Genomic DNA, 24,345 nt, shown 5'->3' with positions numbered 1-24,345 from the left:
TTGTGCTTTTTTAATGCCTGTTGATAGAATTCGTTTGAAAAGGAAAAAATGATTGCTTCTTTTGTACTCTAAAGAATCCATATCAATGAGGAATCCTTTTTAAAGAACGATATTTGTTCTTTATTAAGATAAATAGTCAGTTTTACCTATTTAACAACCCCTTTCTTTTGCACTATACTCAAATTATAGGTTCTTTAAAAAGAACATCTGGTTTTTTATAAAAAACAATTTGATGAAGGTGCAGAGGGGTTGGATTACTTGTATCGAAAGAATTGCCATACTTGCCATAGGGCTTCTTTTAGCAGTGCGGAATATGGAAAGTGGCTTTGCCCGACCTGCGGTGAGGATTTAACTGCACAAAAAGCCTTGGATGCACTTACAATGGAGAGAATTAATACACAGCAACGGAATATTAAGAAGAGCAATATTTACTATTATATAAAAAAGGAAAGGAACTAAAAAATCATCCACAATTAGAATTTTCTTAATATTGTAATATTTTGTCGGATAAAAGTTTTTGCATTTTGGTAGATTACCGACATAAAATAGCAATATATGGAGTGGGTATCCGTTATAATATGATTATAAGTAATGTATTTGGTAATAAATACCACGACAAAGGCAAACTTATTGAAAGATGAGGGCGCAAAGGCACAGGTCTAAGGTCCCCGAGACTATGATGGCTGGTCTGCCTGAAATACAAAGAGTATTTTAGGAGGTAGAAGAGGTGGCTAATGTGGAAATGGATCAAGAATGGGTGAAATTGATTTCAGAAGCAAGGAGCTTGGGTTTCAAAAAAGAGGAAATCAGTGCTTTTTTTAAACGGGAAAGCCTTGAGGTAACATTAGAGGAGAACAATGGAAAATAGCTTTCGATCAAGATTGAGAACATCCCTATAAACAGTCATTCGATTCATTAGCTGTTTATAGGGTTTATTCCTCCTTGAGATTCTAACAAGTCTAGCTTATTCAAACTGTATTCTTCAGGATTATGTAGGTAAACTAGTGCACTACCACTCTACTCTTCTTTATCTTTTCTCCATTTATTAAACTCGATGAATTCCCTGAATTGTTGTTTTGAAACACCCGAATTCATGGCTTCCTCAACGATTTTCATCCAGTCGGTGTCCAAGGTTTCCTTATTTGGTGCATCATAAAGCAGGGCATCAACAGGAATGTTAAGTACGGCGGAGATTTTTTCAAGAAATTGAATAGAAGGATTCGTTTGTAAGTTCCGCTCGAGCGAACTTAAATAAGACTTTGCGACACCCGCTTTATCGGCAAGTTCAGTCATCGACATTTTCTTTTCTTCTCGCAGTTTTTTTACACGTTCACCAATCATCAATACCACCTCGAAACATGTTCTATTTATCTTCCGCTAATAAGTTTCAGTAGCCCGCCTTATATAAACATGACGCCTGAAAGGCTGGATTACCTTGACATGCTATCGCTAGAGAGGACACAAAGCATCTAGTGATGGAAGGTTATGGATAATTCTCATTTACATATGGAATAGTGGGGAGTTTGCAACATATTTTTTATACTTCCTTCTATTTTAACAGTTTTACTCCTCATTTATCCATTGTTTTTCGCAAGAATTGTATTGAGGTCTATACCAGGGAAGTGACATGAAGTTGTACCTCTATGATAGAAGTGGTAAAATTAAGCGTGCATTAGTAATAATAGAAGTGTGTTTCTTCTTACTTATATGAATTTTTTCATTGAACGATCATTACCATAATAGAGGAGCGTTATTGAATGCTTAATATATTAAATAAAGTTTTTGATCCGAATAAGCGGGAAATCAAACGTTTGGAAAAAATCGCCGATCAGGTCGAAGCGCTGGCTGATGAGACGGCGGCGTTATCGGATGAACAGTTGCGTGCCAAAACGGGTGAGTTTAAAGAGCGTTATCAAAATGGGGAAACCGTTGATGATTTGCTTGTTGAGGCTTTTGCGGTTGCGCGTGAAGGGGCAAAGCGTGCTCTGGGCTTATACCCTTACCGTGTTCAAATCATGGGTGGGGCATCCCTTCATGATGGAAATATCTCCGAGATGAAAACTGGGGAAGGTAAAACCTTGACATCCACCATGCCGGTTTATTTAAACGCGCTTACCGGTAAAGGTGTACATGTCGTTACTGTCAATGAGTACTTGGCACACCGTGATGCCACGGAGATGGGTGTATTGTATGACTTCCTTGGTTTGACCGTCGGGTTGAATTTGAACAGTCATTCTAAAGAAGAAAAGCAGGCGGCGTACAATGCGGACATTACGTACAGTACGAATAATGAGTTAGGTTTTGATTATCTTCGTGACAATATGGTGTTATATAAAGAACAAATGGTGCAACGCCCGCTGCACTTCGCTGTCATTGATGAGGTCGATTCGATTTTGATCGATGAGGCAAGAACGCCATTGATCATTTCCGGTTCGGCACAAAAATCGGCTCAGCTTTATATCCAGGCCAATGCGTTTGTAAGAACCTTAAAAAAAGAAACGGACTACACATATGATGAAAAGACAAAAGGTGTCCAGCTGACGGAAGATGGGATGAATCGAGCTGAAAAAGCGTTCAATATCGATAATTTATTCGATATTAATCACGTTACTTTGAATCATCATATCAATCAGGCGTTAAAGGCGCATGTTTCCATGCATTTGGATGTGGATTATGTGGTCCAGGAAGGCGAGATAGTCATCGTTGACCAATTCACTGGCCGTTTGATGAAAGGCCGCCGATACAGTGAAGGTCTCCACCAGGCGATCGAAGCGAAAGAAGGACTTGAAATTCAAAATGAGAGCATGACTCTTGCGACGATCACGTTCCAGAACTATTTCAGGATGTATGAAAAACTTTCAGGTATGACTGGTACAGCCAAAACGGAAGAAGAAGAATTCCGCAATATTTATAATATGAATGTCATTGCGATCCCGACAAACAGGAATATCATCAGGGACGACAGGGCAGATCTTATATACGCGACAACTGATGGGAAATTCAAGGCTGTTGTGGAAGACATCGCCGAACGTTATACAAAGGGTCAGCCTGTGCTTGTAGGTACGGTTGCCATCGAAACATCTGAAGTCATATCTGCCTATTTATCCAAAAAAGGAATCCCTCACGATGTTTTGAATGCCAAGAACCATGAGCGTGAAGCGGAAATCATCGCGAATGCAGGTAATCAAGGATCAGTTACGATCGCTACGAACATGGCAGGGCGCGGTACGGACATTAAGCTTGGTGAAGGTGTCAAGGAGCTTGGGGGCCTTGCTGTAATCGGTACGGAACGTCATGAAAGCAGGCGTATAGATAACCAGCTCCGTGGCCGGTCCGGTCGTCAGGGAGATCCAGGGGTCACTCAATTCTATTTATCAATGGAAGATGAATTGATGCGCCGCTTCGGTTCGGATAACATGAAAAACATGATGGCACGTCTTGGTATGGATGATTCCCAGCCAATTCAAAGCAAAATGGTGACAAGGGCCGTAGAATCCGCACAGAAACGGGTCGAAGGCAATAACTTCGATTCACGTAAGCAATTACTGCAGTATGACGATGTTCTCCGTCAACAACGGGAAATTATTTATAAACAGCGTTTCGATGTCATGGAGAGTGAAAACTTACGTGAAATCGTTGAAACGATGATCACGGCATCCATCCAGCGAAATGTTGTCGCGTTTGCACCAATGGGCGATGAGGAAGGCTGGAATTTACAGGGCCTTGTCGATTACCTGAATGGTAACCTATTCAATGAAGGTTCAATCACCGTAGCTGATTTGGAAGGGAAAAATGAATCGGAATTGGTTGAGTTCATTTTAGCAAAAGTGAAAGAAAGCTATGACCAAAAAGAAGAAGAGCTATCTGAAGAACAAATGCGTGAATTCGAAAAAGTAATCGTTCTTCGTGCAGTCGATAGTAAGTGGATGGACCATATTGATGCGATGGAGCAATTGCGCCAAGGGATTCACCTTCGTGCTTATGGCCAGATCGATCCGCTTCGTGAATATCAATCAGAAGGTTTCGCAATGTTTGAAGCGATGATTGCTTCAATGGAAGATGAAGTCGCAAAATACATCATGAAGGCTGAAATCCGCAACAATTTGGAACGTAAGGAAGTCATAAAAGGACAAGCGGTCAATCCGAAGGAAGAAGACGGGGGAAAAGTGAAAAAAGCTCCTGCCCGTAAAAAGGAAGACGTTGGCCGAAACGCGTTATGCCCATGCGGCAGCGGTAAAAAATATAAGAATTGCCATGGCAATTTAGGCTAAAGTTAGGTGTATAATGATTATGGGACGGTTAAGTGTAGTGCTTGCCGCCTCTTTTCATGTTTAGTTTGCATAAAGCAATACATTTGCATATAGTTTGGAGAGGTTTATTGTAATGAAGGGAATCCCTCTTCAGGGATTTTTTTTAACATACTTAATGAGGTGAAGAGAAATGGAATTAGCAGAAATTAGAAATGAACTTGAACGGACAGCGCAACGATTAACGGACTTTAGGGGGTCTCTTTGACTTAGATGAAAAAGAGGCACGAATCGCACAGCTAGAAAATGAGATGACACATCCCGATTTTTGGAATGATCAGCAAAAAGCACAAACTGTCATCAATGAAACGAATGCTTTAAAAGAACAAGTCAATCAATTGTCCGACCTGAATGAATCTTATGAAAATCTGGATTTGACATATGAATTAGTGAAAGAGGAGAATGATCAAGAACTTTTAGCGGAGCTGGAAGAAGAGATCACGGTTCTTGCACAAAAGATGAATGACTTTGAACTTCAACTTTTGCTAAGTGAAGAATATGACTCGAAAAATGCCATTCTTGAACTGCATCCTGGTGCAGGCGGAACGGAGTCCCAGGATTGGGGTTCCATGCTGCTGCGCATGTATACAAGATGGGGTGAAAAAAGAGGCTTTAAAGTGGAAACCCTTGATTACCTTCCAGGTGATGAAGCTGGGATCAAGAGTGTCACTTTAATTTTCAAAGGCCATAACGCCTATGGTTATTTGAAAGCGGAAAAAGGGGTACACCGTCTTGTCCGTATTTCTCCTTTCGATTCCTCAGGACGACGCCATACTTCATTCGTTTCATGTGAAGTCATGCCGGAATTCGATGAGACGATCAATATAGAAGTACGCACGGAAGATTTGAAAATAGATACGTACCGGGCAAGTGGTGCAGGTGGTCAGCATATCAATACAACTGACTCGGCAGTCCGGATCACCCATATACCTACGAACACCGTGGTAACGTGCCAAAACGAGAGATCTCAAATCAAAAACAAGGCCCAGGCAATGAATATGCTGAAAGCCAAATTGTATCAACGTGAAATTGAGCAGCAACAAGCGGAATTGGATGAAATCCGTGGTGAGCAAAAGGAAATTGGCTGGGGAAGCCAAATTCGTTCTTATGTTTTCCACCCGTATTCCATGGTTAAAGATCACCGTACTAGTGCGGAGACCGGAAACTTGGGAGCTGTAATGGATGGCGATATCGATATGTTTATTGATGCGTACCTGCGTTCAAAATTATAAGATCAGCCAGTCGGACCGGTTTCTACGGTCCGGCTTTTTTTTGTTTTTTCCTTTTTAACGAATCTTCTGGCTGACATTTACAGGATGGGAAAGGGATGCTCTACCTCGTTCGGCCAATACTAGATAATAATGATGGTTCGAGGAGACTTATGTAAAATGAAGAAAAGATACCGGGAGCAGAAGCACCCTTTAATTCAAAAGTTAACGGAGTATGGGTTGGTGATTGTCGGTTCATCCATAATTGCCATTGGTTTTAATGTATTCTTACTGCCTAACCAGGTAGCATCTGGCGGGGTCAGCGGGATTAGTACGATTCTCGATTCAACACTCGGTTGGGAGCCAGCCTACGTACTTTGGGGTTTTAATATCCCTTTGTTCATTGCGGGGCTTATTATCCTTGGAAGACATTTCGGAGCCAAAAGCCTGATTGGAACCTTGTTTCTGCCTTTTGTGGTATTCCTGACAAAGGATTGGGATGCATGGACGAATGATGCATTACTTGGTTCGATTTGCGGGGGGATGATGGTCGGACTTGGGCTGGGTATCGTCTTTCGCGGGAAGGGTTCCACAGGGGGGACCGATTTGGCGGCACAGATTTTCCATAAGTATACCCATCTGTCATTGGGAACCTGTGTGGCTGTTATTGATGGAATTATCGTTTTAAGTGCTGCCATCGTTTTTGATATTGAAAAAGGGCTTTATGCATTGATTGGATTGTATGTGACAAGCAAGACGATCGACCTCGTCCAGATTGGATTGAACCGTTCGAAGATGTCATTAATTATCACGAATAAAGAAATGGAAGTAAGGGATGCTATCATACATGAGCTGGACCGGGGTGTAACAGGCATATCCGGGTATGGCGGCTATACGGATGTCACTCGTCCAATTTTGATGTGCGTAATAGACCAGTCCGAATTCACCAAATTGAAACAATTGGTTAAACTCGTTGACCCTAAAGCGTTTGTAATTGTAATGGATGCATCGGAGGTACTTGGGGAGGGTTTTAAACTGGATTGAAATTGGTATAATGTTCTTGTGCTGGTATAAATCAGAGGGGGTAAATTCAATGAAAATGAAGTGGTTAGCCTTAGTTTTGGGTACTTCTTTGGCTTTGGCTGCATGCGGTGGGAACGATGATGCTGCAGATAAAGAGCCTGCAAATGAAAATAATGAAACGACTACGGCAGGTGCCGGTGATGCCGCAAAAATTTATGAAAACAAATGTTCAAGTTGTCATGCAGTGAATCTTGAAGGCGGCGTGGGACCGAATTTAACGAAGGTCGGTTCTAAGCTATCAAAAGCAGACATCGAAAAAGTCATTGCGAATGGTCAAGGCGGAATGCCAAAAGGTATAATCCAGGGCAAGGAAGCGAGCATGGTCGCTGAATGGCTTGCTGAACATAAATAATGATTAAAGAAACGTCCTGCTTAGCAGGGCGTTTCATTTAGCCTCCTTTAAAACCACGAAACAACTCACATTTTACCCCTTTTCAAGCAATCAAATCCTGGAATTATTACATAGATGTTGATATATGTCTAACTGAAATGAAACTGTAATATTTTTTATGCTTAATTTGACAAAATATGATGTTATAATGTTTCTGTGCTCAAGTAAGAGAGATTCCTGTCAGATTTCAGTGAAAATTGTCGAATAGCTGTTGATACATAGTGATAATCCAAGCAAATTAGGTGGTTTTAGAATGATAGAAATGATAGATGTGAAAAAGACATATCCAAATGGCGTAATTGCCATTAATGGAATCAATGTGAAAATAAAGCCAGGCGAGTTCGTTTATGTAGTGGGTCCGAGCGGTGCCGGAAAATCGACCTTCATCAAAATGATGTATAGGGAAGAAAAGCCTACAAGCGGTAATATCTTGGTCAATGGCCTTAGCCTGCCAAGTATCCGTAATTCGAAAGTTCCTCTATTCCGCCGTAATATCGGTATGGTATTCCAAGATTTTAAACTCCTTCAAACATTCACTGCATATGAAAATGTTGCTTTTGCCATGGAAGTTATTGAAAAGGATCCAGAAGAAATCAAAAAGAGAGTCATGGAAGTCCTTGATCTGGTTGGCATTAAACATAAAGCAAGAATGCTGCCTTCCGAGTTATCTGGGGGAGAACAGCAAAGGGTTGCAATAGCCCGTTCAATCGTCAATGACCCTAAGGTAGTCATAGCCGACGAGCCTACAGGTAATCTTGATCCCGAAACATCATGGGAAATCATGAACATATTTGAAGAAATTAATAAACGCGGAACTACACTTGTCATGGCCACTCATAATAGGGACATCGTCAACAATATTAAACGACGTGTCATTGCCATTGAAAGTGGAAAAATAGTACGTGATGAACATCGAGGTGATTACGGATATGAAATTTAGAACATTGCTCCGTCACTTCCGTGAAAGTTTTAAAAATATTGGCCGTAATGGATGGATGACATTTGCTTCAGTCAGTGCAGTAACGGTCACTTTGACATTGGTTGGCGTCTTTTTAGTGCTCATGATGAATTTAAATCATATCGCGGGAAATGTGGAGAAGGATGTCGAAGTTCGCGCACATATTGATAATGCGGCGAATGATGACGATATAAAAACTATCGGCAAGCAAATTACGGAGATGAACGGCATTGAATCAGTGATTTTCTCTCCAAAAGATGAAGAGCTTACGAATTTAATAGATGATTTAGGAGATAATGGCGAGGCTTTTAAACCATTTGAACAGGATAACCCATTAAGGGACGTTTATGTCATCAAAACGAAATCTCCGCAAGATGTCATCAAGGTGGCAAAAGAAATCGAAGGTCTGGAGTATATCCAAAGTGTTAAATATGGACAAGGCTACGTCGAGAAACTATTCAGCTTTGTTGATATTGCTAGAAACATAGGGATCGTTCTTATTGTAGGATTACTATTTACTGCAATGTTCCTGATTTCGAATACGATTAAAATTACCATTGTAGCCAGAAGAAAAGAAATTGAGATCATGAGATTGGTAGGAGCAACGAATACGTTCATCCGTTGGCCATTCTTCTTGGAGGGACTATGGTTGGGAGTCCTCGGTTCCATCATTCCAATAGGTCTGATTGCAGTACTCTACTACAATCTTTATAAATATGCAGCACCGCAGATTACGTTCAAATTCATCGATTTTCTGCCTGCAAATCCGTTTATTTATCAAGTTTCGGCCATCCTCATCGTAATTGGAGCCGTTATCGGCATATGGGGCAGCTTGATGTCCGTCAGGAAGTTCTTGAAAGTATAAAAGTGTATCTTTGCTCGAAAGCCAAAAGAAGACAGACATAAATAGAGAGACGTTACAAGGCACGGATGTAACGGGTTGAAAGGGGAAATGAAACGTGAAAAAAAATATCATTGCCATGAATGCCTCCATCATGATCGGGTTGGGAAGCATTCTAGCGGCACCTTCGGTTTATGCTGAATCGATTTCGGACTTAGAAAAACAGAAAGAATCCATCCAGGAAAAACGTTCGGGTGTTGAATCGAATATTTCCGACACGGAAAAGAAAATCGATAACTTGCAGGATAAGCAAATGACAGCAGAAGACCAAATCGCTGCCATTGAAGCGAAAATTGCAGAGTCCACAAAAAAAATCGATGCTAAAAATGCTGAAATTACACAAACGAAAAAAGAAATCGAGGCATTGAAAGAAGAGATTAAAGTATTAAAAGAGCGGATCGCCAAACGTAATGAAGTATTGAAGGAAAGGGCACTTTCTTTCCAGGAGACTGGCGGGGACGTGAACTATCTTGAAGTATTATTCGGATCATCCAGTTTTGGGGATTTAGTTGACCGTGTCGGAGCTGTAGCGACCATCGCTGAAGCTGACCGCGATATTTTAAAGGAGCATGAGCTGGATAAAAAGGATCTGGAAGAAAAGCAAAATGCCGTTGAAACGAAGCTTGCCAGTTTAGAAGTGGCAAAAGCTGAACTATTGGAAATTCAAAAGCAACAAAAACAGCAGAAGCAAGAAAAGGATGCTTTAGTTAAGAAATTAAAGCAACAAACTGCAAAGCATGAACATGAGAAGATGGGTCTAGAGGAAGAAAAAGCGAATCTTGCTGCTCAAGAAAAAGCCATCAAATCTGCCATCAGCTTAGAGCATCAACGTCTAGCCGAATTGGAAGCAGCTCGTAAAAAAGCGGCAGCCGAAGCGAAAAAACGTGCAGAGCAAGAAGCTGCACAAGCGGCTGCACAAGCAGCATCAGCAGCATCACAAGCATCCGAATCAAAAAAACAATCCACTTCTTCAGGATATAGTGCAAAAAGCAACAGTTCATCATCATCTTCACAACCTTCGTCTAATGTAAGTCAGGCGCCAGCGCCAGCAGTATCATCGGGTACTTTCACTAGACCAAGTGCAGGATATGTATCTTCAACAATGGGTGAACGATGGAATAAACAGCATGCAGGCATCGACATCGCTGCTAGCGGGACGGTTCCAGTTGTAGCTGCAGCAGACGGAGTCGTAAGCCGTTCTTACTTCTCAAGTTCATACGGTAACGTCGTCTTCGTTACCCATTCAATCGGCGGTCAGCAATGGACTACTGTGTATGCACACTTAAGTTCTAGACAAGTTGGCGAAGGTGCTGTAGTTGCCAAAGGTCAACAGGTTGGAATCATGGGTAACACAGGACATTCCTTCGGTCAGCATTTACACTTTGAGCTACATAAAGGCGCATGGAATTATAGCAAGTCAAATGCTGTTAATCCATTAAACTATATACCTAATTAATACCCAATATATGAACGGAAAAACAGATCAGGTACAATTCCTGGTCTGTTTTTTTGGTAGTGCCACCATATTCTATAAGCATATTTCTTCCAAGCTCCTCATATAGTGAAATACATATCAGGTCAGAAATGGGGATAAATATGGTCAAAAAATGGGTACTTCCTCTAGTAATCATCATGTCACTAGCCATCGGAGCAATGGGGGGCATATATTGGACAAGCCTTCCGGCCAAGAATGAAGCAAAAGATGAAAGCCAAGCAATACCGAAGGATAAGGAATGGGCAAAGGTGGAACAAGCTTATGGTTTGATCGTAAGTCAGTATGTAGAACAGGTGGACGGTTCCAACTTGGTGGAGGGCGCCATCCAGGGCATGCTGTCAGCGCTGAAAGATCCTTATTCCGTATATATGGACAAGGAGACCGCCAAGCAATTCAATGAAACCCTGGACTCCTCTTTTGAAGGAATCGGTACTGAAATCGGAATGGAAGATGGTAAGGTCATCATTGTTTCTCCTTACAAAGACTCGCCTGCAGAAAAAGCTGGATTAAAGCCGAAAGATCAAATCCTTAAGGTGAATGGCGAAAGTGTAGAAGGTTTGGATCTGTATGAAACGCGCCTGAAAATCCGCGGCAAAAAAGGATCTCCCGTCAAAATGGAAATAAAGCGGGCAGGGGTGGACAAGCCACTTGAATTCAATATGGTGCGTGCCGAAATTCCATTGGATACCGTATTTTCATCAATTAAGGAAGTTGCCGGAGAACGAATCGGTTATATCGAGTTGACCACGTTCTCGGAAAATACTGCGTCTGATTTCAAAAAGCAGATGAAGGAGCTGGAAAAGAAGGAAATCAAGGGCTTGGTCATAGATGTACGCGGCAACCCAGGCGGCCTTCTTTCTAGTGTGGAAACGATTCTTGGCGAGTTTATCACAAAAGATAAGCCCTATTTGCAAATTGCAGAAAGAACGGGTGAAACGCAATCGTTTTTTACAAGCCTTAAGAAAGCGAAAAGTTATCCTATTGCCGTCTTGACGGATAAAGGCAGCGCCTCAGCCTCGGAAATCCTGGCCGGAGCGATGCAAGAGGCGGGAGGCTATCCATTGGTTGGCGAGAAGACCTTCGGGAAAGGCACAGTACAGCAAGCTGTACCGATGGGGGATGGCAGTAAGATTAAACTTACGTTATATAAGTGGCTGACGCCTTCAGGAAACTGGATCCATAAAAAGGGGATCGAACCGACAATCAAAGTGAAACAACCGGAGTATTTTGATGCCCATCAGCTGGCCATCGAGAAGGTGTTGCAGCGGGATATGAATGATGAACAAATCCAGTATGCCCAAAGCATTCTGAAAGGACTTGGATTTGAAGCGGGCCGTGAGGATGGATATTATGATTGGAATACAGAAATTGCTGTAAAAGCATTCCAAAAACAATTTGGCTTGGAAGTGACTGGTAAGCTGGACGCTAAAACCGCAGCACATCTGGAATCTGCCATTCTGGAAAAGATCCAGGATGAAGATAATGATATTCAGTTACGCACCGCTTTGAATTATTTAGTGAAATAACTTGATGGCACCGTTCCCTTGGAGCGGTGCCTCTTTTGCATTCGTTCGAGTCCCGCCTGCGAACATGGAGGCAGTTTAGGGGAAACTTAAGATAAAGCTACTTTTTCTGCATCTTAATAGGCATGGAGGCTACATTTTTGATAGAATAGGAGGTAACTGACCAGAACGAAATTTGACAAAATTTTGATTACTTTTGAGGATGGTGGAAAGAAATTGACAACGGATTGGCTGATAGCATGCTTAATGGGATTAGGAAAACTCTTCTTTCATCCTTTGCTTTATGTATCGATTGCCTATTGTTTATTCATCGGCTATCTTCGCGTTAAACGGGAACGCCATGATTTTAATACGAAGATCTACAGTTTTTCCATGGAGCTGCGTTCCATGTTGCCTCAAGGAGTGATATGGGGATTGATCCTTTCCTTCCTTACGCTGGCTACTGGACTCGCCATTCCTATGGCGGCGCTGTTCATCATGGCAGCGGTAACGGTTTTGTCCATGCTATCCATGAAAAAGAGGTTTGTTTCCCCCGTTTATACAGTGGGACTCACTTTCTTTATCCTTTTCTTTTTATATGATAGAGATATCAAGCTTACGTTATTTCAGGATGCCTTTAATCAGCTGGATCGGTCCGTATATCCGACACTTGTTATTTTGATAGGGTTATTACTGATTGCTGAAGGATTTTTGATTGTTGGGAACGGAAGTGAAAAGGTCTCTCCTCAGTTGGAGGTATCCAAGAGGGGGCAACCGATAGGTGTGTATGTTTCACAGCGAATTTGGCTAATTCCCATGTTCGTTATGGTTCCTGGAGGACAACTTCCAGTGCCTTTCGAATGGTATCCGGTTTTTTCAATCGGGGACATGTCCTTATCGCCGATCGTACTGCCCATTTTAATCGGCTTTAAGCAAAAAGTTCATGGTACGCTTCCGGAACTGGCCATTAGGGCGCTAGGCAAAAAGGTAGGGGCATTGGGAATGGTGATTACGATATTGGCGGTAGCTGGTTACTGGTATCCCCCATTGGCAATCATGACGGCTGTATTAGCAATCCTCGGTCGTGAATTTCTGCATTATTCCCAAAAGGCAATGGATCAAAAGCTTCCTTTTTATTTTTCGAAAAGTAAGCTGGGTGTCCAGATCTTAGGCGTTATCCCTCAATCCCCGGCAGATAAAATGGGGTTGCAAAAAGGCGAGGTCATTTCGAAAATAAATGGTGTCGTCGTCAGGGAAGAAGAAGAGTTATACAGGGCGCTCCAAATAAACCGGGCACATTGCAAACTTGAGGTCATCGATAATAATGAACAGATCCGTTTTGTGCAAAGAGCTCTATTTGACGGGGAGCATTACGAATTGGGCCTCTTATTCGTTGACGATCAATTGAAAGAAAGCGGACAAGTGGGTTAATGACATATGAATATAAAATAAAACGGCCTTTCTCGAATTATATCGAGAAAGGCCGTTTTCAATAGAAACATGTTATTACTTTTCAAGCATGATCTTTTCTATATCTTCAAGCATTTTATTAGCTGCAATTACTCCGCCGGCTGTATTCCATGTTGCGTCACTAACCTCATGGGCATTTCCGTTTTTCACTGCATCTAGGTTTTTCCAAAGTGGATCATTCGTCCATTCTTTTGCTGTGCTTAGGGCTTGTTTGTCCCCTTCAGGAGCGTAAGTGAAGTAGAAGAGAATATCTCCATCCATTTTAGGGATGACTTCTTTCCCAACCTCAATGGCAAGGTTACCTAATTTATTATCTGCAGTGAACAGTTCCTTCTGTTGTTCTGCACGTTTAAATCCTAATTGATCGAAAATCACTCCAGAGAATGAATCTGTGTAATAAATACGAGTAGTTCCAGCCATGAAACGAACAATGGAAACCTCTTGATTTACTTTATCACCCAATTTAGCTTTAAGATCTGCTGTGTTTTTATCGAATTCTGCAATTACATCGTTCCCTTTTTCTTCAAGGTTCAAGGCTTTTGCATATAGTTTGAAGTTTTCTTTCCAATCTCCTCGTAGCGTTTCCGAAAAAACAGTAGGAGCGATTGCATTTAATTTATCATAAACAGCTTCTTGGCGTATCTTGCTTCCGATAATCAAGTCAGGCTTCAGTGATGCGATTTTCTCTAAATTAACTTCATGTTCAACACCAACAACTTCGACCCCATCCATATCATCTTTAATATGGTCGTACCAAGGGTCACCAAGCCATGATTGAACGGCACCAACAGGTTTAATTCCTAAAGCAAGCAATGCTTCAGTGCCTTCATTTGTTAGAACGACAACTCTTTTAGGTGTTTCTTTCAACTCGGCAGTACCCATGGCATGCTCAATTGTGTAGCTTTTCTCTTCTTTCTTGTCTTCAGCTTTATTTTCATCGGCTTTCTCATCCGAATTCCCGCAAGCTGCTAGAAGGAAGACTGCAAATATTGTAAAAATCGTTAATAATGACTTAAATCTAAACATCTATGTATCCCTCCCAATTTTCCGGCAAATGATAATCATTCGCACTTAACAGCATCATCATAAAATGAATATACTTTTCTGTCAATATATAATTGAAAATGATTCTCAAATTCGTTGACATAATCCTGTTTAGACCAGTAAAATATTACTATACAAACGTGATTGGAAAGGTAACTGGATATGTTATTAAAAAATTCATGGCAGAAATGGATGGGGCTGTTCATTACCATTCTTTTGCTGCTATTTTTACTGTGCTCAAGCATTGTATACGGTTATACAGATACAACATGGAAATTGGCCATCGATGCTTTTACCGATTTTGATGGGACGAATGAACACATTGTCATTCAATCAGTCAGACTTCCGCGGGCCCTGATCGCTTCGGCAATCGGTGCAAGTTTGGCCATTTCGGGGGTGTTAATGCAAACGCTAACTAAAAACCCCCTAGCATCTCCAGATATATTCGGGGTCAACGCCGGGGCGGGATTGGCGGTTGTCACTGGGGTCACCGTTTTTGGGATAAGCAATCTTCAAGTATTCACATGGCTGTCATTCATTGGGGCGGCCATAGCAGCGATAAGCATATATATGATTGGAAGCATGGGACGAGGCGGCTTGACACCTATGAAGCTGACATTGGCTGGTGCAGCCATGACGGCCATGGTAGCTTCACTTACACAAGGTCTTCTTGTTTCAAATGAGGCTCTTTTAGAGCAAGTCCTATTCTGGCTTGCCGGATCCGTCTCCGGCAGAAGTCTGGACAATTTAGTTGCCGTCCTGCCTTATCTTGTCGTAGGCTGGGGCCTTGCCTTGATCATGTCCGGTAAAATGAATGTGCTGTCCATGGGTGAGGATGTTGCAAAAGGTCTTGGATTGAATATAGTTTTCCTTAAGCTGGTTCTGGGGCTGGCAATCATCCTGCTCGCTGGCGGATCAGTGGCGGTTGCGGGTCCGATTGGCTTTATAGGAATCGTCGTTCCGCATCTTACCCGTTCTATAGTAGGCATCGATCATCGCTGGCTGATTCCCTTCTCTGGACTTTTCGGGGCGGTGCTTTTGATTGCAGCCGATGTCATATCGAGGTATATCCTGATGCCTCGAGAAGTTCCGGTCGGAGTCATGACAGCCATAATAGGGACCCCATTCTTTATTTATATAGCTAGAAAGGGGTTCAGCGGTCGATGAAGTCATATAAGAGCTTTCGTTTGTTTAATGAAAAAATATCATTCTTGATGGATAAAAAAGCTATGTTCGTGATTTTCATATTATTTTTAGTCACTTCACTAGTGTTTGTGATTAGCACTGGAGTGGGTGAAATGAATATAAATCCGCTAAGTGTCATCCAGGTCCTTTTCGGAGGGGGAACGGAGAGCGATCGGCTTATCATCCAATCTTTCCGCCTGCCTAGAATAATTGTTGCCCTGTTGGTGGGGATGGGACTTGCTGTAGCTGGCGGAATCCTTCAAGGGATGATTCGGAATCCACTTGCTTCGCCTGATATCTTGGGGATAACGGGAGGAGCGACAGTGGCGGTCGTTGGCTTCTTGGCCATTTTTAGCGATAAGAATCATTCATTAACGGTGAGCATCAATTGGCTGCCGTTAGCTGCGTTCGTAGGGGCGACAGTCGTGGCATTACTTGTATATTCCTTAGCCTGGAAAAATGGAGTTCCCCCGATAAGGCTTGTGTTGATCGGGATTGGGGTAATGGCTTTAATGAAAGCACTCACTACGATGATGATGATTCTTGGCCCAGTCTATCAAGCGAGCCAGGCCAACCTTTGGATCACGGGGTCAGTGTCTAACTCCACCTGGAATAATATCGCTGTACTGGCACCATGGACAATTCTATTCCTGTTAATCGCCTTCCTGTATGCCAGAAATATTAATTTACAGGAGCTAGGCGATGACCTCGCAACGGGTCTTGGAGGACATGTCCAAAAACAGCGGTTTACATTATTGATGATCAGTACGGCCTTGATTGGCGGTTCCACAGCTTTTGCTGGAGGAATAGGCTTTGTTGGTTTAATGGCCCCACACATGGCCAGAAGGCTTGTTGGTTCTAGTTTTGGAGTGTTACTGCCTACTTCAGCTTTGCTTGGCGGCATCCTGGTTATGGTGGCGGATCTGATTGGAAGGACCCTATTCTCACCTTTGGAAATACCGGCTGGTGTCTTCACAGCGAGCATCGGGGCACCGTACTTCATTTATTTACTTTATAAAACGAGGAATTCGTAAATCGCGTAAATACAGAAAGAAGCAGCCATCCCTAGGATGGCTGCTTCTTTATTAATTAAGCTTCTTTAGCAACTTCGATTTCGATGGTAAGCGTGATTTGATCGCCGATCAGTACACCGCCTGTTTCTAAAGCAGCGTTATAGGTTAGACCATAATCACTGCGTTTAACTTTCCCTTTTCCGCTAAAACCTGCTTTTTCATTTCCCCATGGATCTTTCCCTTGGCCTTCAAAGGTGATGCTGAAAGTTTCTTCTTGTGTGACTCCATTTAGAGTCACATTTCCAGTAACATCGTATTCATCTTCATCCGTTTTCACAATTTTTGTTGATTTGAATGTTAATGTAGGGTTTTTTTCTACATCAAAGAAGTCAGCGGAACGTAAGTGATTATCCCGGTCTGCATTGCGTGTGTCAATACTGGCCACATCAACGGTAAAATCGATCTCTGCAGTTGTTAGATCCGATGGGTTTGCTAGAATGTTTGCTTCGAACTTATTAAAACTTCCTTTTACCTTAGCGATCATCATATGTTTTACGGAAAATTCAATAGCACTGTGAGTCGGGTCGACTGTCCATTTTGTATTTGTCATGATTATTCCTCCTAATTATTAATCTTGAATTTATATATCTTTAATTTGAGATATCTTAACTTAATGTAATTATAAGAGGTGAAAGCAATAGTGTCAACTGAAAGTTTTCCTTAATTTTGAAAACATGAAAAACCCTGTGCATTTATCGGGCACAGGGTCTTCAGACTGTAGACAAACTCGATGAAAATCAAGCTTGTCTCAGTTTTTATGAAGGTTTATAAAACTCGAATGATGATTTCAACTCCAGGCACTAGCTTTCCGCGGGCGGTCCGGAAGCCTCCTCGGCGCCTTGCGCCTGCGGGGTCTCCCCTCGACGCGCTTTTCCCGCAGGAGTCTCGCACCTTCCGTTCCAATCGACTTTGTTTTGAAATTTTAGGTAAAAACCCTTTTGTCTATAACACCATGTGCATTTATCGGGCACAGGGTGTTTCGTTATGAAGAAAAGTAAAGCTGACTACCTTTATTAGTTGGTCTGTTCTTTCTCTTCTTGATTGGTCACTTTACCCGGCCAAAAAGCACGGCGGCCAAGCAGGGAGGTGATTGCAGGAACAAGGAACGGGCGCACAATGAATGTGTCCATTAACACACCAAGTGCAGTAATGAGCCCGAATTGGACCAATACTTGAATCGGAAGTGTTGCTAGAACGGAAAAAGTGGCTGCCAAGATTATTCCGGCGGAAGTGATGACACCGCTAGTTTCGGCAACGCCCTTTCTGATGGCCTGCTTGATTGGCATCGTTTCTTTCTTACGCCAAATGCTTGAAACCATGAAAATGTTATAATCTTCTCCAAGTGCAACCAGGAATACGAAAGAATAAAGTGGAATTGTCCCCTCAATCGCATCTACACCCATGAAATAGTGCAGGATTATCCAACCTAAGCCCATAGCTGCAAAGAATGAGAGAATGACTGTCCCCATTAGATACACCATGGCTGTCACAGATCGCAAGTAGGCTAAAAGGAGCAATGAAATCAGGACGATGATGATCGGGATGATCAAGAATTCATCGGATTTTACGGTATCCCTTTTATCGAATTGCGTCGCAGTTTGCCCGCCAACCCAAACCTTTTCATCAACCGAAGATATATTGGCGGCCTTCAATTCTTTCTCCGCCATTGTGCGGATTTCCGGAATTGAATCTATGGCCTCGATATCATATGGATTGATGTTGAATGTGACCTCATAGGATTGCAGATCTTTATTCGATTTACTTGTGACTGGATCGGCAACAGCTTCAACAATATCCATCTCTTTTAATGCTGGTGCTAAATCAATATCTTCACCATTCGTATCGACAACCACTGTCGCCGGTGCCAGTTCGCCCGGTGAGTACGAGTCGGAAATGACAGAATAGCCTTCACGGGAGTTCATATCTTCAGGGAAGGAAGAGAGGATATCATATGAATATTTTATTTGTGAAGAATATCCTGCTAAAACACTGAAGATGATCAGGCATGTAAGAATGACGGTCCATGGCTTGGTTGTGACGATATGTCCAATCCAGTTACCGATGCGGCCTTCTTTATGCTTTTTGACGGCCTTTCCCTTTTTCTTGGCCCGTGCTTCTTCCATTTCTGGGGTACGAGGAACGATTGGGAAGAAGGAAGCCCTTCCGAATACAGAAAGCAATGCCGGTACCAGTGTTAAAGCTGCCAGCATCATGATTAAAATCGACAAGCTGAATGGTACAGCGAAACGGTGGTAGGCTCCGTATTTGGCTACAAGCAATGTTAGCAGGGAGATGACGATCGTTAGGCCGCTCATCGCAATGGCGCCTGATGAATCTTTAAATGCGGCGATCATTGCTTTCCGTTTGCTTTCATGATTCCTTAATTCACTTCTGTAGTGAGAAATTAAAAATAAGCAATAATCCGTTCCGGCACCGAATAATAATACGGTCATGATTGAAATGGCCTGTGAATCGACTGTAATCCAACCATGATCTGCCATGAAGCCAAGGATCGGGCTCGTGACAATATAGGCGAAGCCAACTCCGATAAGTGGAATGATGGCTAAAAGAGGGGAGCGGTAGATAAGTAATAACACGACAAGTACAAGTATTACGGTCGCTAATAGCAATTTGAAGTCAGCACCCGAAAATAATCCCGTTGCATCGACGGATATCCCTACAGGGCCTGTCACTCGAAGGGATAATTCATCTGAATCCGTCGGGACCTTGAAAGGGTCCGTTCCAATGCGTTCCGTTACTGCTTCATTAATGGTTTCAAGATTTTTTTCAAGAATTTCCGTCTCGGTCTTTTCTTTAAAGAAAAGCGGCTGTACGAAAGTCGTTCCATCTTCTGAAACCGATCCTTGAAGAGCAGGCAACGGAATTTCATGAAGCGGCGGTAAAAAAGATTGCTGTGTCAATGGGTTATCTGTCAGTTCCTTGGAAAGATACTGGATTTCGGCCAAGTCGGCCTCTGTCAGTCCACCTTCCCGATGCCATGTAAGCAGGGCAGGTATACCAGAGGAATTTGGAAACTCTTCTTTAATAAGTTCATCAGCCACGACAGAAGGTGAGTCTTCAGGCAAGTCTGAGGCGTTATTTGCTGTTCGGTCATTAACGGCAGGCAATGAGAAGGTTAATGCGATTGCTGCAATGATCCATGCGGCAATGACAACCCAACGACCGGTTTTTCCGGTCATCATCCTGCCAAGTCTTCCTATTTTTGATTCGTCCAATGAAGGCACCCCGCTTTTTGAATTTTTTCCTCATTTCATTATAAAGGTGTTCTGTTGACCTATGCAAAAATGGGTATGCTCGCTCATTATTCTACTAAATGCTTCAAAGCTTTCTTATCATTATATGTTTCAGGCCAGTTGTTATTGGCAAGCCCATCAATACATAGGGGGAAAAGTACTTTTTAACTAATTTCCATTAAATTCGAAGATTGAGGAGTGAAATATAGGGAATAGGGGAAAGTATAGTAGTATTGTGGATTTAATTAACAGAGGAGGGATTTTTTTGTCGGATAAATCTAAAAAAACAAATGATGAATCGAAAGAAACATTAACGAACAGACAAGGGCATCCAGTAACGAATAACCAGAGTATTAGAACTGTAGGGAACAGAGGACCTAGTACACTTGAGAACTATGATTTCCTGGAAAAAATCAGCCACTTCGATAGGGAGCGTATTCCTGAACGGGTCGTGCATGCCCGTGGTGCAGGTGCACATGGTTATTTCGTTCCTACCGGTAAAGCGGGGGACGAGCCTATTTCAAAATATACGAGAGCGAAGGTTTTTCAGGAAGAAGGTAAAAAAACCCCGGTATTCGTAAGGTTCTCATCTGTTATTCATGGAGGGACGTCCCCGGAAACGTTACGTGATCCCAGGGGATTTGCCGTTAAATTTTATACGGAAGATGGCAACTGGGATCTTGTAGGCAATAACTTGAAAATTTTCTTCATCCGTGATGCCATGAAATTCCCGGATTTGATTCATGCCTTCAAACCGGATCCGGTCACGAATATTCAGGACGGCAGGAGGATTTTTGATTTTTGCTCGAGTTCGCCTGAAACATTCCATATGGTTACCTTCGTGTTTTCCCCATGGGGCATACCAGCTAACTACCGCATGATGCAGGGGTCAGGGGTCAATACTTATAAATGGGTGAATGAGGAAGGGAAAGCAGTACTTGTCAAGTATCATTGGGAACCGAAACAAGGGATCAAGAACCTGACACAGCAAGAGGCCAATGAAATTCAAGCTACGAATTTCAATCATGCCACACAGGATCTATATGAAGCGATCGAACGCGGGGACTATCCTGAATGGGATCTCAACGTACAGATCATGAGTGATGATGATCATCCTGAGTTGGATTTTGATCCGCTGGATGATACGAAGATCTGGCCGAAAGATGAGTTCCCTTGGCTGCATGTCGGTACGATGGTATTGAATAAAAACCCTGAAGACTACTTCACTGAAGTCGAACAGGTTGCATTCGGTACGGGTGTCCTAGTGGATGGACTGGACTTTTCCGATGACAAGATGTTACAGGGACGTACATTCTCTTATTCCGATACACAGCGTCACCGTGTTGGAGCGAATTATCTGCAATTGCCGATCAATGCTCCGAAGAAACGAACAGCCACGAATCAGACTGGCGGACAGATGCAATATGAAGTTGGCAGAGGCAGCCAAAGCCCCCACATCAACTACGAACCATCAACTGTCGGCGGCTTGAAAGAAGCCAAGCAGACGGGCAAAGAGTATACACCTATGGTGGAAGGGAAACTTGTTCGTGAGACAATTGATCGTCAAAATAATACGAAACAGGCCGGGGAAACATTCCGTGAATTCGAGGATTGGGAAAAGGACGATTTAATTTCCAATTTAGTGGCGGCATTGGCTCCTGCCGACAAGCGCATTCAGGAAAAAATGATAGCACTTGCCGAAGAGGCCGATGAAGAGTATGGCCGCAGATTGAAAGAGGGACTGGCCTCGGCTTCTGAACATACGGAATCTTCAAAACCACTTGGTGGGACGGATAACCCTGAGGACGCCGTTAATAAAGGACATGAAGCGGATCCATATTGATTGGATTTAAAAAAGAGGCAAACTTCCTTTAAAGGGGTTTGCCCCTTTTTTTTATGGGCATAATTGATGGATGTGTGGAACGTTCTTCTGATGATGCCTTGAAAACCAAGTGGGAAATTGATTGGCAAAAAACTTGATAATCATTTAAACTGAAACTACTCTATTTTTCTCTTATAAAGGAGATGAAAAAATGATTAAAATTCTTTCTGCCCTTTTCCTTCCTTGTCTACTTGTCATGCTATTTTCAAGAGTCACCTATAACAATGTCGTGGGCCTTGTTTTAACTGTTGCCTTGATTACAGCTTCCGCATATAAAGGTTATACGCATACAAACTTATTGATCATCGTCGATGCCTTATCCCTTACAGTGGGATTTTGGTTATCAAAAAGAATGATGAAACGTACATCAAAGAGCGCCTGACACCAAAGGTGCTTTTTTTGTACCCAAACTTGTCATTCCCCTCAACACATCATGAATTCCAAAAAACAAAAATAGAATGGATGTTCGCTTATTGCTGGTTTGTTTTAAGGCTATTGTGGTAGAATGTGTATATATGCTTTATCAAACCGGAATAAATAGAAGGGATATAGGCATGTCCCGTTTTCATATAAAAATATTTCAATAGGAGGCTATGCTTGGTGAAGGATAAGTTTGAGTTAGTCTCAAAATACTCTCCTCAAGGGGATCAGCCGGCAGCAATTGACATGCTGGTCGAAGGGATTAAGGAAGGCAAGGAAATGCAGACGTTATTGGGGGCAACGGGGACAGGGAAAACGTTCACCGTTTCCAATGTGATTCAAAGAATCAATAAACCGACTCTTGTCATTGCCCACAATAAAACGTTGGCAGGGCAGCTTTACAGTGAGTTCAAAGAGTTCTTCCCTAATAATGCCGTTGAGTACTTCGTTAGTTATTATGATTACTACCAGCCAGAGGCTTATGTTCCATCCACGGATACATTCATCGAAAAAGATGCAAGCATCAATGATGAAATCGATAAACTGCGTCACTCGGCAACCTCGTCTTTGTTCGAAAGGAAAGATGTCATCATCATTGCCAGTGTTTCGTGCATATATGGACTCGGTTCTCCTGAAGAGTACCGGGAGATGGTCGTTTCCCTCCGAACAGGCATGGAGATAGACCGGAATGCCTTGCTGCACAGACTCGTGGATATTCAATATGAACGTAATGATATTGCTTTCCAACGGGGGACCTTCCGCGTACGCGGCGACGTGGTCGAAATATTCCCGGCCTCACGTGATGAACATTGCGTACGGGTCGAGTTTTTCGGGGATGAGATTGACCGAATTCGTGAAGTCGATGCCCTGACTGGCGAAATTACCGGTGAACGAGATCATATCGCCATTTTCCCTGCTTCCCACTTCGTAACCCGCGAAGAGAAAATGCGGATAGCCATTCAAAATATCGAAACGGAACTGGAAGAACGATTGAAGGAATTAAGGGAAGATGAAAAACTCCTTGAAGCGCAGCGATTGGAGCAGCGGACCCGTTATGATCTGGAAATGATGCGGGAAATGGGCTTTTGTTCAGGGATCGAGAACTATTCACGCCATTTGACGCTTCGTCCCTCCGGTGCGACACCATACACTTTAATGGATTACTTTCCAGAGGATTTCCTATTGGTCGTGGATGAATCACACGTAACCCTCTCACAAATCCGCGGAATGTTCAATGGAGATCAGGCGCGTAAGCAAGTGCTCGTCGATCATGGCTTCCGTCTGCCGTCTGCGAAAGACAACCGCCCGCTAAGATTTGAGGAATTTGAAAAAAAGGTCCATCAATCCATATTCGTTTCGGCAACCCCGGGACCATATGAACTCGAACATACGCCAGAAATGGTTCAGCAGATCATCCGTCCTACCGGATTGCTGGATCCGACGGTGGAAGTACGGCCGATTGAAGGGCAAATAGATGACTTGATCGGTGAAATACAGGAGCGCGTCAAAAAGAACGAGCGTGTGCTCATAACGACCTTGACGAAAAAGATGTCTGAGGATTTAACGGATTATTTAAAGGAAATTGGCATCAAGGTCCAATATCTTCATTCGGAAGTGAAGACCTTGGAAAGGATAGAAATCATCCGGGAACTTCGAATGGGCAAATATGATGTTCTTGTCGGAATCAATCTTTTAAGGGAGGGCCTGGATATTCCGGAAGTGTCGTTAGTGACCATTCTGGATGCCGATAAAGAAGGGTTCCTTCGCTCGGAACGTTCGCTTATTCAAACGATGGGCCGTGCAGCCCGTAATGCAAACGGCCATGTCATCATGTATGCAGACCGCATCACGAATTCGATGGAACTTGCCATCAATGAAACGAGACGGCGGCGTGAAATCCAGGAAAATTATAATAAAGAGCATGGAATAATGCCTCAAACCATTCAAAAGGATATCCGCGACTCCATAAGGGCGACTCATGTAGCCGAAGAAGGCGAACAATATAAGGAAGACCTTGCACCAAGTCTCGCGAAGCTTCCTAAAAAAGAGCGTTTAAAAGTGATGGCAAGCATGGAAAAAGAAATGAAGGAAGCGGCAAAGGCACTGGACTTCGAGCGAGCTGCCGAGCTGCGTGATTTATTACTAGAGTTAAAAGCGGAAGGGTGACGAAAC

Annotated in this window: 20 protein-coding genes and 1 riboswitch; of the genes, 16 read left to right on the top strand and 4 right to left on the bottom strand. The window is 42.8% G+C overall.

Annotated elements, in window-relative coordinates; translation table 11 throughout:
• Positions 1-258: 258 nt before the first annotated feature.
• On the top strand, positions 259-459 hold the full coding sequence (locus MPH60_RS19540) for a hypothetical protein (RefSeq protein WP_241593064.1): 201 nt from the start codon (positions 259-261) through the stop codon (positions 457-459).
• Between the two features lie 151 nt (positions 460-610).
• Positions 611-696, top strand: a riboswitch (cyclic di-GMP riboswitch).
• A 31-nt stretch (positions 697-727) separates the two neighbouring features.
• Positions 728-868, top strand: a complete 141-nt coding sequence (locus MPH60_RS19535; RefSeq protein ID WP_241593066.1) for an anti-repressor SinI family protein — start codon at positions 728-730, stop codon at positions 866-868.
• 149 nt (positions 869-1,017) lie between these two features.
• Here the strand turns inward: MPH60_RS19535 and MPH60_RS19530 are convergent, their stop codons facing one another.
• Positions 1,018-1,341: a helix-turn-helix domain-containing protein gene (locus MPH60_RS19530; protein WP_063233922.1), complete on the bottom strand. Its 324-nt coding sequence runs from the start codon at positions 1,339-1,341 to the stop codon at positions 1,018-1,020.
• 416 nt (positions 1,342-1,757) lie between these two features.
• Between MPH60_RS19530 and secA the strand changes: the two genes are divergently transcribed.
• The 9 genes from secA (at position 1,758) to MPH60_RS19485 (ending at position 13,276) form a co-directional block, all read left to right on the top strand.
• Complete coding sequence (gene secA, locus MPH60_RS19525; RefSeq protein WP_241593075.1) at positions 1,758-4,271, top strand: preprotein translocase subunit SecA; 2,514 nt, start codon at positions 1,758-1,760, stop codon at positions 4,269-4,271.
• Between the two features lie 169 nt (positions 4,272-4,440).
• Positions 4,441-5,539, top strand: a protein-coding gene (prfB, locus tag MPH60_RS19520; RefSeq protein ID WP_241593077.1) for a peptide chain release factor 2 whose coding sequence is annotated in 2 segments (ribosomal slippage) — positions 4,441-4,503 and positions 4,505-5,539 — 1,098 coding nt in all. Because the reading frame shifts where the segments join, the coding sequence is not laid out codon by codon here.
• A gap of 156 nt (positions 5,540-5,695) precedes the next feature.
• Complete coding sequence (locus MPH60_RS19515; RefSeq protein WP_241593079.1) at positions 5,696-6,559, top strand: YitT family protein; 864 nt, start codon at positions 5,696-5,698, stop codon at positions 6,557-6,559.
• A 49-nt stretch (positions 6,560-6,608) separates the two neighbouring features.
• Positions 6,609-6,950 carry a cytochrome c551 gene (gene cccB, locus MPH60_RS19510; protein ID WP_241593081.1) on the top strand — a complete coding sequence of 114 codons (342 nt, stop codon included), beginning with the start codon at positions 6,609-6,611 and terminating at the stop codon, positions 6,948-6,950.
• Between the two features lie 292 nt (positions 6,951-7,242).
• On the top strand, positions 7,243-7,929 hold the full coding sequence (gene ftsE / locus MPH60_RS19505; RefSeq protein ID WP_241593083.1) for a cell division ATP-binding protein FtsE: 687 nt from the start codon (positions 7,243-7,245) through the stop codon (positions 7,927-7,929).
• Positions 7,919-8,812 carry a permease-like cell division protein FtsX gene (gene ftsX / locus MPH60_RS19500; protein ID WP_241593091.1) on the top strand — a complete coding sequence of 298 codons (894 nt, stop codon included), beginning with the start codon at positions 7,919-7,921 and terminating at the stop codon, positions 8,810-8,812. The genes ftsE and ftsX overlap by 11 nt, the downstream gene beginning before the upstream one ends.
• A 94-nt stretch (positions 8,813-8,906) precedes the next feature.
• Complete coding sequence (locus MPH60_RS19495) at positions 8,907-10,304, top strand: murein hydrolase activator EnvC family protein (RefSeq protein ID WP_241593093.1); 1,398 nt, start codon at positions 8,907-8,909, stop codon at positions 10,302-10,304.
• A gap of 140 nt (positions 10,305-10,444) precedes the next feature.
• On the top strand, positions 10,445-11,869 hold the full coding sequence (locus MPH60_RS19490; RefSeq protein WP_241593095.1) for a S41 family peptidase: 1,425 nt from the start codon (positions 10,445-10,447) through the stop codon (positions 11,867-11,869).
• Between the two features lie 213 nt (positions 11,870-12,082).
• Positions 12,083-13,276 (top strand): PDZ domain-containing protein, encoded by a 1,194-nt coding sequence (locus MPH60_RS19485; RefSeq protein WP_241593105.1) that lies wholly within the window; start codon positions 12,083-12,085, stop codon positions 13,274-13,276.
• A gap of 75 nt (positions 13,277-13,351) precedes the next feature.
• Here the strand turns inward: MPH60_RS19485 and MPH60_RS19480 are convergent, their stop codons facing one another.
• Positions 13,352-14,341: an ABC transporter substrate-binding protein gene (locus MPH60_RS19480; protein ID WP_241593107.1), complete on the bottom strand. Its 990-nt coding sequence runs from the start codon at positions 14,339-14,341 to the stop codon at positions 13,352-13,354.
• Positions 14,342-14,521: 180 nt separating this feature from the next.
• Between MPH60_RS19480 and MPH60_RS19475 the strand changes: the two genes are divergently transcribed.
• Positions 14,522-15,526 (top strand): FecCD family ABC transporter permease, encoded by a 1,005-nt coding sequence (locus MPH60_RS19475; RefSeq protein WP_241593109.1) that lies wholly within the window; start codon positions 14,522-14,524, stop codon positions 15,524-15,526.
• Positions 15,523-16,578, top strand: coding sequence for a FecCD family ABC transporter permease (locus tag MPH60_RS19470; protein WP_241593110.1), 1,056 nt, complete (start codon positions 15,523-15,525; stop codon positions 16,576-16,578). The genes MPH60_RS19475 and MPH60_RS19470 overlap by 4 nt, the downstream gene beginning before the upstream one ends.
• A gap of 55 nt (positions 16,579-16,633) precedes the next feature.
• On the opposite strand, the gene MPH60_RS19465 is transcribed toward MPH60_RS19470, so the two are convergent.
• The gene (locus MPH60_RS19465; protein WP_241593113.1) at positions 16,634-17,167 is read right to left on the bottom strand and encodes a YceI family protein; all 534 of its coding nucleotides are present in this window, start codon (positions 17,165-17,167) and stop codon (positions 16,634-16,636) included.
• Between the two features lie 463 nt (positions 17,168-17,630).
• Positions 17,631-19,853, bottom strand: coding sequence for an MMPL family transporter (locus tag MPH60_RS19460; RefSeq protein ID WP_405390579.1), 2,223 nt, complete (start codon positions 19,851-19,853; stop codon positions 17,631-17,633).
• Between the two features lie 277 nt (positions 19,854-20,130).
• Between MPH60_RS19460 and MPH60_RS19455 the strand changes: the two genes are divergently transcribed.
• The 3 genes from MPH60_RS19455 (at position 20,131) to uvrB (ending at position 24,339) form a co-directional block, all read left to right on the top strand.
• Positions 20,131-21,714 (top strand): catalase, encoded by a 1,584-nt coding sequence (locus MPH60_RS19455; protein ID WP_241593212.1) that lies wholly within the window; start codon positions 20,131-20,133, stop codon positions 21,712-21,714.
• A gap of 190 nt (positions 21,715-21,904) precedes the next feature.
• Positions 21,905-22,135, top strand: coding sequence for a CsbA family protein (locus MPH60_RS19450; protein ID WP_034309928.1), 231 nt, complete (start codon positions 21,905-21,907; stop codon positions 22,133-22,135).
• Positions 22,136-22,353: 218 nt separating this feature from the next.
• Positions 22,354-24,339 (top strand): excinuclease ABC subunit UvrB, encoded by a 1,986-nt coding sequence (uvrB, locus tag MPH60_RS19445; RefSeq protein ID WP_241593115.1) that lies wholly within the window; start codon positions 22,354-22,356, stop codon positions 24,337-24,339.
• The last annotated feature ends 6 nt before the right edge of the window (positions 24,340-24,345 follow it).

Source organism: Peribacillus sp. Aquil_B1 (assembly GCF_022603275.1).
Taxonomy (GTDB): domain Bacteria; phylum Bacillota; class Bacilli; order Bacillales; family DSM-1321; genus Peribacillus.
The sequence above is the reverse complement of the archived record's forward strand: the minus strand, read 5'-3'. Positions and strand labels throughout refer to the sequence as shown.